The 12,548-nt window shown below is 70.3% G+C and carries 13 protein-coding genes; 5 read left to right on the plus strand and 8 right to left on the minus strand.

Annotated features, from left to right (window positions below; translation table 11 throughout):
• From ADX84_RS18350 to lpdA, 5 genes are all read left to right on the plus strand, one after another.
• On the plus strand, positions 1–330 hold a 330-nt coding region (locus ADX84_RS18350; RefSeq protein WP_049576410.1), incomplete at its 5' end, for a glycoside hydrolase family 15 protein.
• A gap of 207 nt (positions 331–537) precedes the next feature.
• Entirely contained in the window at positions 538–1,644 is a 1,107-nt protein-coding gene (locus ADX84_RS18355) for a winged helix DNA-binding domain-containing protein (RefSeq protein WP_049576414.1), read from the plus strand.
• A gap of 84 nt (positions 1,645–1,728) precedes the next feature.
• The gene (locus ADX84_RS18360; protein ID WP_369801110.1) at positions 1,729–3,141 is read left to right on the plus strand and encodes a hypothetical protein; all 1,413 of its coding nucleotides are present in this window, start codon (positions 1,729–1,731) and stop codon (positions 3,139–3,141) included.
• Positions 3,142–3,233: 92 nt separating this feature from the next.
• Positions 3,234–4,181, plus strand: a complete 948-nt coding sequence (locus ADX84_RS18365; protein ID WP_053107312.1) for a VTT domain-containing protein — start codon at positions 3,234–3,236, stop codon at positions 4,179–4,181.
• A gap of 132 nt (positions 4,182–4,313) precedes the next feature.
• Positions 4,314–5,720: a dihydrolipoyl dehydrogenase gene (gene lpdA, locus ADX84_RS18370; protein ID WP_049576417.1), complete on the plus strand. Its 1,407-nt coding sequence runs from the start codon at positions 4,314–4,316 to the stop codon at positions 5,718–5,720.
• A gap of 89 nt (positions 5,721–5,809) precedes the next feature.
• Here lpdA and ADX84_RS18375 read toward each other — a convergent pair whose 3' ends face one another.
• The 8 genes from ADX84_RS18375 to ADX84_RS18410 form a co-directional block, all read right to left on the minus strand.
• Positions 5,810–6,310: a 2,4'-dihydroxyacetophenone dioxygenase family protein gene (locus ADX84_RS18375; protein WP_049576421.1), complete on the minus strand. Its 501-nt coding sequence runs from the start codon at positions 6,308–6,310 to the stop codon at positions 5,810–5,812.
• Positions 6,311–6,363: 53 nt separating this feature from the next.
• Positions 6,364–7,104, minus strand: a complete 741-nt coding sequence (locus ADX84_RS18380) for an SDR family NAD(P)-dependent oxidoreductase (protein ID WP_049576425.1) — start codon at positions 7,102–7,104, stop codon at positions 6,364–6,366.
• 12 nt (positions 7,105–7,116) lie between these two features.
• Entirely contained in the window at positions 7,117–7,467 is a 351-nt protein-coding gene (locus tag ADX84_RS18385) for a hypothetical protein (protein ID WP_049576429.1), read from the minus strand.
• Positions 7,457–8,284 (minus strand): ABC transporter ATP-binding protein, encoded by an 828-nt coding sequence (locus ADX84_RS18390; RefSeq protein WP_049576433.1) that lies wholly within the window; start codon positions 8,282–8,284, stop codon positions 7,457–7,459. The genes ADX84_RS18385 and ADX84_RS18390 overlap by 11 nt, the downstream gene beginning before the upstream one ends.
• Positions 8,281–9,180, minus strand: a complete 900-nt coding sequence (locus tag ADX84_RS18395; RefSeq protein WP_233515932.1) for an ABC transporter permease — start codon at positions 9,178–9,180, stop codon at positions 8,281–8,283. Before ADX84_RS18395 ends, ADX84_RS18390 begins: the two co-directional genes overlap by 4 nt.
• Positions 9,180–10,028, minus strand: coding sequence for an ABC transporter permease (locus ADX84_RS18400; protein ID WP_049576437.1), 849 nt, complete (start codon positions 10,026–10,028; stop codon positions 9,180–9,182). The genes ADX84_RS18395 and ADX84_RS18400 overlap by 1 nt, the downstream gene beginning before the upstream one ends.
• Positions 10,025–11,158: an ABC transporter substrate-binding protein gene (locus ADX84_RS18405; RefSeq protein WP_049576441.1), complete on the minus strand. Its 1,134-nt coding sequence runs from the start codon at positions 11,156–11,158 to the stop codon at positions 10,025–10,027. The genes ADX84_RS18400 and ADX84_RS18405 overlap by 4 nt, the downstream gene beginning before the upstream one ends.
• A gap of 226 nt (positions 11,159–11,384) precedes the next feature.
• A complete protein-coding gene (locus ADX84_RS18410; protein WP_049576446.1) occupies positions 11,385–12,383 on the minus strand; it encodes a LysR family transcriptional regulator in 999 nt (332 codons plus the stop codon).
• Between the last annotated feature and the right edge of the window lie 165 nt (positions 12,384–12,548).

A 12,548-nucleotide genomic window follows, 5' to 3' on the forward strand; every position in this document is an offset into this window, starting at 1 on the left:
ACCGACGAACGCTTCCAGGCCACCGTCACCGCCGTGGAGGCCGAACTCCGCTCCGGGCCCACCGTCTACCGCTACCACCGCGACGACGGCCTGCCCGGCGGCGAGGGCGGCTTCCACCTGTGCACCACCTGGCTCATCGAGGCCTACCTGCTCACCGGCCGCCGCGCGGAGGCCGAGGAACTCTTCAAGCACCTGGTCGACTGCGCCGGACCCACCGGTCTGATCCCCGAGGAGTTCGACCCGGTCACCGAACGCGCGTTGGGCAACCACCCCCAGGCCTACTCCCACCTGGGCCTGATCCGCTGCGCCCAACTCCTCGACCAACACTGACCCAGACCACACGCGAGGGGGTGTCCCACCACGGGACACCCCCTTTCGCGTGTCCAGGAGGGCCCTCCGGTCCGCTCTCGGTCTGCTCTCGGTCCGCTCATCACGATGTCCGCGTCGGGAGCACGCCCGGAACGGCGTGGTTCACCCGGATTCGTCCCAGTTGAGAGGTATGGTGCCCGCACGTTCCGCACACCGGAGGGACACACCATGGCCACGACCCTCAGCCGACGCGAACTCAACCGCGCCACCCTGGAGCGCCAGTTCCTGCTGCGCCGGGCGGAGCGACCGGCCACGGAGGTGCTGAGCCACCTGGCGGGGCTCCAGGCGCAGACCACGCACACCTGGTACGTGGGGTTCCAGAGCCGCATGGCCGACCCCGACCCGCACGAGGTGGGACGCCTGCTCACCGAAGGCACCCTGGTCCGCATGTCCCTGATGCGCTCCACCCTGCACCTGGTCTCCGCCGAGGACGCCGCCTGGATGCGCCCGACCACCCAGGAGGTCATGGAGCGGGACCTCTCCCACGGCTCCCACGGGAAGGGCACCGCAGGGCTGGACCTGGAGGCGGTGGTGACGCTCGGCCGCAAGATCCTGGAGGAGCGCCCGCTCTCCCCCAAGGAGCTGGGGGACCGGATCGGCGCCCACTGGGAGGGCGTGGACGGCGAGCACCTGGCCTACGTGGTCCGCTGCCTGCTGCCGGTGGTACAGATCCCGCCGCGCGGCGTGTGGGGCGCCTCGGGGCAGCCCGTGCTGGCCCCCGCCGACACCTGGACCGGCCTGCCGATGGCTCCCGGGCCGGACCGGGAGAGGCTGGTCCTGCGGTACCTGGCGGCCTTCGGCCCGGCCAGCGTGATGGACGTCCAGGCCTGGTCCGGCCTGACCCGGCTGAAGGCCGTGGTGGAGGGCCTGCGTGATCGGCTGGTGTCCTTCCGGGACCCCTCGGGCACGGAGCTGTTCGACCTGCCCGACGCCCCGCGCCCCTCGGCGGACGTCCCGGCGCCGGTGCGCTTCCTCTACGACTTCGACAACCTGCTGCGCGGGCACGCCGACCGGAGCCGGGTGGTCTCCGACGAGAACCTGCGCGGGCTCTCCGCGCGCAACGGCATGCCGCCCGCGACGGTGCTGGTGGACGGTGAGGTCAGCGCCTCGTGGAGGGTCGACCGGGGCCGGGGGACGCCCTCACTCGACATCACGCCCTTTCGCGCGTTCAACAATTCGGAAATCGAGGAGATCACCGACGAGGGGGACCGCCTCCTCACCTTTCTCCACCCTGGCCAGGAGACTGCGGGTCCGCGATTCACGGACCGCACCTGATTTCCCGCACACCCGGAGGTCGACCGTTTTGTGCACGTGCATCCTGACCATGGATGGCAAGGGCCGGTATGACAGGATTCGGGGGTGACTGAAGAGTTCCGCGCCGCGTTCCAACGTGTGCTCGACACCGCCGCCAGCCAGGCACCCGGCTTCCCCGAAGCCGTGCACGACGTGTTCCGGCTCTCCTCCCAGGTGCCCCGGGAGGAGCTGGCCATAGCGCTGGAGGCGCTGACTCCGGTCCTGAGCGACTGCGAACCCCACGCGGGGGTGGCCGCCGACCTCTCGGTCCTGGCCGGCGCCCTCGTGGAGTCCGGCGCGCCCGCCGGGCAGGTGGGGCTCGAGGTGTTGCGCCAACTCGGCAGCTACGGCCAGGCCGCCGTCGCCTTCATCCACGCGTGGGAGAAGACCGGCGGCGGAGCGCTGCCCGCACCGAACGGCGTGGACGAGGCCGAGGAGAAGCGGGTCGAGCAGGTCCTCGGGGACAACGCCCCGCTGGCGGCCGTCGGCTGGTGGACCTCACTCCGCTACGGCCTGGCCGCCAAGGCCATGCTCGGCGACTCCGGAGTGCGCTCCGCCGTGCGCGCCGACCCCGGCGCGCTGCACGAGCTGGGTCAGATCGTGCAGGCGCTCTCCACGCGGCTCAGCGAGTTCGGCGAGGTGGGCGAGTTGCTGAGGATGTCCGAGGCGGACCGGCTCCTGGTGCTGGACCGGGTCTCCCGGCGGGGCTTTCGTGTCGCCTTCGACGGCGTGAGCGACAACTTCCAGCTGCACACCCTGCTCGCCGACGCTCTGATCGGCAAGGAGGGGAACCGCCTGCCCGGCACCCGGCCGGACCCGCGCTGGGTCGCGGCCTCGGTGGACGCGTCGGTGGACCCGTTGGCCGACGTGGTGCGAGGCGAATGGGACCTGGTCGGCGGCGACGGAACCTGGGTGGGGAACGAGGCCTGTCCCGGCGACGTCCCGCTGGTGGACGGCGAGCGGGTCCTGGTGCTGGAACCGCAGTCGCTGCTGCACTCGTGGCGTGCCGGGCGCCGACACCCGCACATCACCGGCTCCCTGAGCGTCCTGGAGGAGCTGACCCCGGACGAGGCGACGGCCTGGTGGGCGCGCACGCACCCTGCGGGGGCGGTCCGCCACCCTCAGGCTCCGCCGATCGAGAACGACGACACCGGTGCGCACCGGCGCCCGCCCCGGCACTTCGGGGTGGCCGCGCACTTCGCGGAGGTGGACTCCGGACCGATGTCGGCGCCGTTCGCGGCCCTGGGACCGGACCTGGACCTGGACGCCCCCGGTGGGGGTCTGTCCGCGTCCTTCGAGGACGTCACCATCAACCCCGGGGCCGCTTCGGTGTTCCCGGACTCCCCCGCCTCGCTGTTCGACCCCCCGGCGCGACCGCCCGAGGCGGTGGACGACGACGAGGACGAACCCGACGACTTCACCGTGCCCGCGGCCTGGTCCGGCGCGCTGACCCCGACGGGGCCGCGCGCGGGCACATGACAACTGTCATCCCCCACTCACCACACCCCTCACATGAGGGCGGTGACTGCTGGGACTGTGGGCCGGACCCGGTCCACGGAATCATGGAGGGCATGAGGACGATGAGCCAGACCCCGCAGGGCCAAGGACAGCCGGGCGAGACCGGGCACTCCCCCAGGCCCACCCGTGAGGAGGCGCTCACGGCGGCAGGGAAGGCCTGGGACGAGGCCGAGGCGGAGCGCGCCATCGCGCACTGGAAGAGCCAGAAGCCCTGGCCCGGCACGATGCAGCGACAGGACAGGGTCCTGCTCTGGCTGCTCATCGGTATCCCCGCGTTCTTCCTCCTGACCATGCCGCTGCGGCCGTTCCTCATCGCGGACCACGCCATCCCCCTGGCCTTCGTCACGGGCAGCCACGCGGCGGTGGGCGCCGCCTCCGCCTTCGCCGGGGTCGGGCAGGGCTCCCTGTGGGTGGTGATCGTCGCGGGCGTGATCGGCAAGGTGAAGATCGACTGGCTGTTCTGGTGGGTGGGCCGCCGCTGGGGCCGCGGCATCGTCGCCTTCCTCGTTCCGAGCGAGCGCGGCCGCCAGTTCGCCGAGCGCTTGGAGACGATGAACCCGTGGGTCATGCGGCTGCTCATCCCGCTGAGCTACCTGCCGGGCGTTCCCGCGGGCATCCCCCACGTCATGGCCGGGGTGAGCGGGATGCGTCTGCGCACGTACCTGCTGCTGGACGTCATCGGCGCCCTGATGATCACCGCCGTGGTCGCGGCCATCGGGTACAACTCGGGCCAGGCGGGGGTGGACGTGGTCCTGCTGATCGACAGCTACGCGCTCTGGCTGATGCTCGCGATCATCTTCGGCATGGCCGCGATCCCCACCTACACCAGCATCAGGGACCAGCGCGCGCGGCGGGAGCAGGCCCTCGGGGAGGTCGCCGAGGCCTACGACGCCGAGACCGCCCGCCTGGCCGTCCAGGAGGACCCCGAGGCCGTCTCCCGGGAAACCGCCCAGGATGATCCCACCACCCCCACACCCCCTCCGAACAGCAGGAACGACTGAAAGTCAGCCCACCGTCGCGCACGGTCGCGCGCGGAGGCGGACTCCTTGACTAGGCTGGCGTTCGGCAATCCGACACCCCGGGCAAGCCGGCTGCGCTGGGTGCGTCACAAACACACTCAAGGAGATCCCGTCATGGGACAGCAACACTTCGATCTGGTCGTCCTCGGCGCCGGGCCCGGCGGCTACGTCGCCGCGATCCGCGCGGCCCAGCTGGGCCTCAAGGCGGCGGTCATCGAGGAGAAGTACTGGGGCGGCGTCTGCCTGAACGTGGGCTGCATCCCCTCCAAGGCGCTCCTGCGCAACGCGGAGCTGGCCCACCTCTTCAACAACGAGGCCGACCTCTTCGGCATCAAGGTGAACGGGACGGTCGAGTTCGACTACGGCAAGGCGTTCAGCCGCAGCCGCGAGGTGGCGGACGGCCGGGTCAAGGGCGTCCACTTCCTGATGAAGAAGAACAAGATCACCGAGCTCAACGGGCGCGGCACCTTCGTCGACGACCACACGGTCGAGGTCCGGGGCGAGGACGGCTCCACCGAGACCGTCACCTTCGACAACGCGGTGATCGCGGCGGGCTCCTCCACCAAGCTGATTCCGGGCACCTCGCTGTCCGAGCGGGTCGTCACCTACGAGGAGCAGATCCTCAGCGAGGAGCTCCCCGGGAGCATCATCATCGCGGGCGCGGGCGCCATCGGCGTCGAGTTCGCCTACGTCATGCGCAACTACGGCGTCGACGTCACCATCGTGGAGTTCCTCGACCGGGTCGTTCCGCTGGAGGACGAGGAGGTCTCCAAGGAGATCGCCCGCGCCTACAAGAAGCTCGGCGTGAAGGTCCTGACCTCCACCAAGGTGGAGTCGGTCGAGGACACCGGCAAGGGCGTGAGCGTCACCGTCACCGGCAGCGACGGCAAGCAGCAGACGCTGGAGGCGGACAAGCTCCTCCAGGCGATCGGGTTCGCGCCCAACGTCGAGGGCTACGGCCTGGAGAAGACCGGCGTGGCGCTGACGGACCGGGGCGCCATCGAGATCGACGGGCGCGGCCGCACCAACGTCCCGCACATCTTCGCGATCGGCGACGTCACCGCCAAGCTCATGCTGGCGCACACCGCCGAGGCGATGGGGATCGTGGCGGTGGAGACCATCGCCGACGCCGAGACGCAGGAGATCGACTACCGGTTCATCCCGCGCGCCACCTACTGCCAGCCGCAGATCGCCAGCTTCGGCTACAGCGAGACCGAGGCGCGGGAGGCGGGCTACGACGTCCAGGTGGCCAAGTTCCCGTTCATGGCCAACGGCAAGGCGCACGGTCTGGGCGACACCCGGGGCTTCGTGAAGATCATCTCGGACGGGAAGTACGGGGAGTTCCTCGGCGCCCACATGGTCGGTCCGGACGTGACCGAGCTGCTGCCCGAACTCACCCTGGCCCAGCAGTGGGACCTGACGGTGCACGAGGTGGCGCGCAACATCCACGCGCACCCCACCCTCAGCGAGGCGGTCAAGGAGGCCGTGCACGGCCTGGCCGGGCACATGATCAACTACTGATCCGTCCGCCGACCCCGCACACAGGGGACGGGGCCGGTCCCGTCAGGGGGACCGGCCCCGTCGTTCATGGGGCGCCACGGGTGTCGGCGTCAGCGGATGAGCGACTCCACGTAGCCGTCCAGGCCCACGGACGCGTAGTGGGCGCGGGCCATCTCGATCTTGGTGAAGACGTCCTCGTACCCGGTCTGGGTGCCGTCCTCGTCCACGTACACCATCGCGCCGCTGATGTTGAAGAAGGTGACCATGTGGTCGCAGTCCTCGGGGACGGCGAGCGTGTGGATCTCACCCGGCGGCTCGTAGACGAAGTGACCGGCCTCGGCCACCCAGTCGTGCTCGTAGTAGTGCCAGCGACCCTCGATGACGTAGCCGAAGACCGCCCCGGGGTGGCGGTGCCGGGAGACGATGCCGGACGCGGTGACCTTGAGCAGGTTGCACCACTGGCCGGTGACGGTGTTGAGCATCAGCGGGCGGAACCACACGTTCGGGGCCTGCGGCACCCACATGCGCGGGTCCTCGGGGACGGCCGGAATCGCGATCTCGTCGGGGATTCCGGCTGACGGGTTGATGACGGGAGCTCGGTTCTGTGACACGGTTCCTCCAGGTGGACGGGGTGGGACGGCGAGCGGGGACTCGGGGGGAGGGGTCAGGCGGCCAGGTATCCGCCGTCGACCGGGAGGACGGCCCCGGTGACGAACCCGGCGTCCGGGCCGCACAGGAACTCGACCGCCCCGGCGACCTCGGCCGGGTCGCCCCAGCGGGCCATCGGAGTGCGGCCCAGGATGCGCGCCTCGGCCTCAGTGTCGGCGCGGACCCCCTCGGTGAGCTCGGTGCGGATCCAGCCGGGCGCGACCGCGTTCACGCGGATGCCCAGGGACGCCCAGGCGACCGCGAGCGACCTCGTGAGCTGGGTGATCCCGCCCTTGCTGGCGCTGTAGGCGGGGACCAGGGGGCCGCCGAAGAAGCTGAGCATCGAGGCGACGTTGACGACGCTGCCACCGGCCGCCTCCAGGGCGGGCCGGGCCGCGACGCACGCCCGCATGGCGCAGGTCAGGTTGACCTCCACGACCCTCGCGAACACCGCCGGGTCGAACTCCTCGTGCCTGCGGATGATCCCGGCCGCGTTGACCAGCGCGTCCACGCGCGGGAAGGAGGCCAGGTAGTCCTCCAGAGCGTCCTCGCCGGTGATGTCCAGCTCGGTGACCTCGGCCCGTTCCCGGAGCCTGGCCGGAGCGCGTTCGGTGTCCAGGCCGCAGACCGCGACGCGGCGGCCGCGGTCGACGAAGCGGGCGGCCACGGCCGCGCCGATGCCACTGGTGCCCCCGATGACGACGACGGTCCCGTCATCGGACCTCGGTTCGGGGACATCCCCGGGTGCTGTCTCCATGCGCTGCTCCTTCTAGGCGTCGGAATCCGGGACGGCGAGGGACTCGATCCAGTACTCCCGCGCGAGGGCGTCGACACCCGCGGGGGACACCCCCCTGAGGTGGACGGTCGTGTCGGTCGTCCCGGCGACCCGCCCGTGGTTCTGGAGCTTGAGGAAGTGGTAGCGCTCCGGCTGGAAGCCGAGCACCACGTCCACGTCGAACCGGCCGCGTTCGTCGGGGGCGTCGCCGATCCCGGGTTCGGCCTTGCCGACCGACTGGACCCCCAGCCAGACCTGGTAAAGGAGGACGAGGAGCAGCACCAACACGATCCGGCGCAGGGTGGCGCTGCGTACCGCCCTCGCCCCGAAGGACCTAGCCGACATCGGCGGTGCTCCCGTCACTCTCCTGTTTCCCGGCGCCGTCACGGCTCCGGTCGGAGTCGACGGCCAGGAGCCCGTTGATCCGGGCGACGGTCTCCCGGAAGCCGGGGTGGTCCACCGCCGCCTGCCAGGTGCGCGGGCGGGGCAGGTCCACGGTCACGATCTCCTGGACGGTGCTGGGCCGTGAGGACAGCACCACCACGCGGTCGGAGAGGAAGACCGCCTCGTCGATGTCGTGGGTCACGAAGAACACCGTGGGGCGGCGCTCCTCGAAGATCCGGGTGAGGTCCTCCTGGAGCCTGCGCCGGGTCTGCGCGTCGATGCTCGCGAAGGGTTCGTCCATGAGCATCACGGCGGGCTCGTTGGCCAGCACGCGGGCCACGCCCAACCGCTGGCGCATGCCGCCGGACAGCTCGTGGGGGTAGCGGTTCTCGAACCCGGCCAGCCCCACCAGCTCCAGGTACTCGCGGCCGCGCTCCTCCCGTTCGCGGCGTCCCATGCCCTTCATGCGCAGCCCGAAGACCACGTTTCCGAGCACGGTCTTCCACGGGAACAGGGCGTGACCCTGGAACACCACACCCCGGTCGGGGCCGGGCCCGCTGACCTCGCGGCCGTCCACCGACACCGTCCCTCCGGTGGGGTTCGCGAACCCCGCCACGGTGTTCAGGACGGTGGTCTTGCCGCAGCCACTCGGGCCGAGGACCGACACGAACTCGCCACGCTCCACCGTGAACGAGATGTCGCCGATCGCGACGACCTCGTCCCCGGTGTAGGAGTCGGTGAAGACCTTCTCCAGGTGTTCGATCACCAAAGCGGTCATCTGTCGTCCTCCATGCTTCGCACCAACCCCCACCGCTCCACGGTGGCCCGCTCGAACGGCGCCAGGACCAGCGCGTCGAGCATGTACCAGAGCACCCCGAGCACGACCATGCCGAGGAACACCTGACTGACGTCGCCCACCCGGCGGGCGTCGAACATCATGAAACCGATCCCACTGGTGCCGACGATGATCTCCGCCGCCACCAGCGCCCGCCAGCCGTAGCCCAGGCCGGTGCGCACACCGGTGGCCACGGACGGCAGCGCGCCCGGCAGGATCACTTCGAAGAACACCCGGACCCTGCCCGCTCCGAGGCTGCGCGCGGCCCGGATCAGCTCCTTGGGGACCTGCTCGACCCCGGAGACCACGCTCAGCATGAGCGGGAAGACGATCGTGTAGACGATGACGAACGTGACGGCGGTCAGGCTGAACCCGAACCACACGATGACGATCGGCAGCCACGCGATGTCCGCGATCGCCTGGAAGAACAGCAGGATCGGCCACACGGCCTTGCGCAGCCGCCAGAAGAGGGCGGTCAGGAAGCCCATCGGGAGCCCGATGAGCAGACCGAACCCGACCCCGTAGGCCAAGCGCTCCAGGGAGTCGCCCAGGTAGCCGACCAGGATGCCCTTGCGGACCAGCTCGACGAACTCCAGCACCACCCGGTCGGGACCCACGAAGAACGCCTGCGGGAAGAGCCCGCTCTCCGCGAGGGCCCACCAGAGGGCGATCACCGGCACGAACGGTCCGAGCGTGCGGAAGGCGGGGCTGCGGGTGAGCCGCAGCCACACGCGCCGGTGCAGGGGCGCCCGGCGACGGACCGCCCGTGCGGGCGCGTCGCCTGTTCTGTTTCCGGCGGGTTGGACGGTCCCGCCGGAAGTCTCAGTGAGAGACCGCATCAGCGACCACCCCCCGTCATGCCCCACCGCTCAACGGTGTTCCGCTCCAGGGGGGCGAGCAGGAGTCGGTCCATCAACAGCCACAGGACACCGATGATCACCATCGAGGCGATGATGACGTCGGTGGAGAACGAGGTCTGGGCCAGGAACAGCGCGTAGCCCAGACCGGCGCTGGTCGCGATGATCTCCGCCGCGACCAGGCCCCGCCAGCCGTAGCCGAGGCCGATCCGCAGGCCGCTGACCACGCTCGGCAGCGCTCCGGGGAGGAGGACCTCCCAGAACAGCCGCCAGGGACCGGCGCCCAGCGAGCGCGCCGACCTCAACAGCTCACCGGGGATGCTGCGCACGCCCAGCATGGTGTTGTAGGCCAGCGCGAAGAACATCGCGTTCCACACGATGAAGATGACGGCGCCGTCGCCGTATCCCAGCCACAGGGTCGCCACGGGGATCCAGGCGATCCCGGCGAGTGCGACGGAGAACCGCAGCAGCGGCGTGAAGAAGGCGGAGAGGACACGGCTGGCGCCGAGCGCGATCCCGAACGGGATGGCGGTGACGATCGCGATGACCGCGCCGACCACGACCCGGTACAGGCTGGCGCTCAGGTGCCGGACCAGCTCGCCGCTGACCGCCATGGACCGCAGGGCCTCGGCCACATCGGTGACCTGGGGGAAGACCCGTTTGGGGACCCCGGTCACGGCCACCGCGGCCGCCCAGGCTCCAACCAGGGCGACCAGCGGCAGCACGAACCAGAGGAAACCGGCGGCCCGGTCTCCGGTACGGCCGCGGCGTGGGGCGGCCGTACCGGATCGCGCGGTGCGTCCGGAACCGCGCGTCGGGCCGTGCGTCATACGGCGCACGCCTCCTGGTCGACCTCACGGATGAAGGTGTGGTCGGACTCGATCTCGGCCGTGTTGGGGATCTCGGGGAGATCGTCGAACAGCTCCGGGTTGTTCTCCTCGACGGAGAGGATCGGACCCGGAACGAACAGGTCGTTGATGTCGGTCTCGTACTCCAGCTGGCCCTGCTCCTCAAGCAGGACCGCGACGGTGTCCAGCGCCAGGTAGTTGCAGGCGGAGAAGCGGCCGTCCAGCTGGGCGATGTTGTACTCCATGGCGGCCTGGGCGACGTCCGGCTCGGTGCCGGTCAGCCAGCGCGCCGCGGAGTCGGCGGCGTCGTCGGGGTTCTGACGGATCCACTGGTCGGTGGCGGCGCGGGCGGTGAGGAAGGCCTCGACCAGCTCGCCGTTCTCCTCCAGGTACTCCGGCGTGGTGACGATGTAGCCGATGAAGGGGATGTACCCGCCGCCGCGAAGGATCTCCTCGGAGCCCTCGACCTGGTCCGTGATGGTGATCGGCCACGGGTCCCAGATGACGGCGGCGTCGATGCCGCCGGTCTCCAGGGCGACCGGCATGTCCGGCGGCGCGGTGTTGACCATCTCGACGTCGTCCGGGTCGATGCGCAGGTCCTTGAGCAGACCCAGCAGGTACAGGTGGTTGATGGAGCCGAAGGTGGTGCCGATCTTGGCGTCCTCCAGCGTCGAGAGGTCATCCGGGTCGATGCCGGAGTCCTCGGCGGCGACGATGGCCGCCGTCTCGTCGACGCTGCGCTGGACGGCCGAACCGGTGTAGTTGCCGACCAGGGCCAGGTCGACTCCCTCGCCGGCGGCGGCCAGGGCCGGAACGCCGACCTGGATGATGTCGACCTCACCAGCCTCCAGCGCGTTGATCGCGTCGACGCCCGTGGGGAACGGATCGGCCAGGGTCACGTCCAGACCGTGGTCCTCGAAGTAGCCGACCTCGGTGCCGACGGGCAGGCCGATCTGGTCGATCGCGGACACGTATCCGGCGTTGAGGGAGCCGCTGACGGAGCCGCTGGCTCCCTCCACGTCCTCGTCGACGGTCGAACCGCCACTGCACGCCGTGGCGAGCAGGACTGCGGAGCAGACAAGGGAAAGGGGAGTGAGCGGAAATCGCTGCATGAGGGTTCTTCCGGTGACAGGGTGTGCGCCCTCACACGAACGCTTGCACGTGCCGTTCCCGCTGGTAGGAGACGCACCTGGGACCCGCCCGCGCGGCGGTGAGGGAATGGGGCTGGAGGGCGTGCGAAGCTCCGGAGGACGAGGAGTCGTCCGGAACTTTCATGCTTTCGCTTGCAGACCGTATCCCGATTTGCCCCTGGTCGTGAAGTTCCATTCGCTTATACCCTTATTCGGAAAGCGAATAAGGCCAGGTCCCGACTCCCTGCTCCTCGCTCACCGGTGCGTTCTGTGTCCTTGTCGGCAGCGTTCCCGCAGGTCGGGGCGCTTCGGTTACAGCCTGGAGAATTCTGCGCGCCGCCGGGGTGAGGGCGCGGGTGGAGTCCCAGCAGACGGCCACGCGGCGCCGGGGAGCGCCCTCCAGGGGGCGCACGCGGACCCCCTTGGTGTCGGCGCTCCAGGCGGCCAGCCAGTTGGTGACCCCCACGCCGATCCCGTGCGCGACCAGCGACACGAGGGTCTGGGGCTGGTTGGTGGCCTGGACCGGGCTGATGGTCAGGCCGTGCTCCTGGAAGACCCGGAAGGACTCGAACTCGGCCGTCTCGGGGGCGTCGAGGCGGCCTATGACCACGATGGGGTGTTCGGCCACGACGGACATGGGGACGGGGTCGGGGACGTCGGAGAGCGGATGGTCCTCCGCGTGCACGACGACCAGCGGTTCGGCCCACAGGGGCCTGCTGACCACCGAGGGCGAGGTGGGCTTGGGGGTCATGGGCCGGAGGTAGAGGTCGATGCCGCCCGCCGCGAGGGCCTCGTCCAGTTCGAGGGTGGCGTGTTCGGTGAGCACCACCTTGATGTCCGGGTCGCTGACCGCGAGGGACTGGAGGAGTCCGGGAACGAAGGCCGCGCTGGCGCTGGGGTAGGAGCCCAGGGAGACTATGCCCCGCGTACCGCCGCGCCAGGGCGCCATGGCGGACTCGGCCCGTTCCAGGGCGCGCAGGACGTTGCGTGCCTGCACCGCCAGGGCGCCGCCCGCCTCGGTCAGCTGGACGGGGCGCTTCTTGCGGTCGAAGAGGGGCTGGCCGATCTCCCGTTCGAGCGCGGCGACGTGTTGGCTCACTCGCGGCTGCGACCTGCGGGTCGACTCCGCGGCGGAGACGAAGCTGCCGGTCTCGACCACCGCCAGGAACGAGACGAACCACTCGAGGCGAATGTCCGTGTCCAGCATGTGGGGGGGTGCTCCGGTTGCCTAGGGGATGAAGGGGGGCTCACGATACCTCCCCAAATGGGAAATCAGACTCCAAATCGGTCAGGTGCCACTCCGACACCAGCGGCAACTCCCTTTTCAGACTATTAACGATACTGATTCTGACATTCCAGAAACCGGACACCG

Source organism: Nocardiopsis sp. SBT366 (genome assembly GCF_001083815.1).
In the GTDB taxonomy this organism is placed as follows: Bacteria; Actinomycetota; Actinomycetes; order Streptosporangiales; family Streptosporangiaceae; genus Nocardiopsis; species Nocardiopsis prasina.

Bases quoted from the DNA above. Each gene is read 5' to 3' on its own strand.
- ADX84_RS18405 (WP_049576441.1), bottom strand. From the start codon at position 11,158: ATGCAGCGATTTCCGCTCACTCCCCTTTCCCTTGTCTGCTCCGCAGTC.
- ADX84_RS18355 (WP_049576414.1), top strand. From the start codon at position 538: ATGGCCACGACCCTCAGCCGACGCGAACTCAACCGCGCCACCCTGGAG.
- ADX84_RS18400 (WP_049576437.1), bottom strand. From the start codon at position 10,028: ATGACGCACGGCCCGACGCGCGGTTCCGGACGCACCGCGCGATCCGGT.
- ADX84_RS18380 (WP_049576425.1), bottom strand. From the start codon at position 7,104: ATGGAGACAGCACCCGGGGATGTCCCCGAACCGAGGTCCGATGACGGG.
- ADX84_RS18410 (WP_049576446.1), bottom strand. From the start codon at position 12,383: ATGCTGGACACGGACATTCGCCTCGAGTGGTTCGTCTCGTTCCTGGCG.
- ADX84_RS18390 (WP_049576433.1), bottom strand. From the start codon at position 8,284: ATGACCGCTTTGGTGATCGAACACCTGGAGAAGGTCTTCACCGACTCC.
- ADX84_RS18395 (WP_233515932.1), bottom strand. From the start codon at position 9,180: ATGCGGTCTCTCACTGAGACTTCCGGCGGGACCGTCCAACCCGCCGGA.
- ADX84_RS18365 (WP_053107312.1), top strand. From the start codon at position 3,234: ATGAGGACGATGAGCCAGACCCCGCAGGGCCAAGGACAGCCGGGCGAG.
- lpdA (WP_049576417.1), top strand. From the start codon at position 4,314: ATGGGACAGCAACACTTCGATCTGGTCGTCCTCGGCGCCGGGCCCGGC.
- ADX84_RS18385 (WP_049576429.1), bottom strand. From the start codon at position 7,467: ATGTCGGCTAGGTCCTTCGGGGCGAGGGCGGTACGCAGCGCCACCCTG.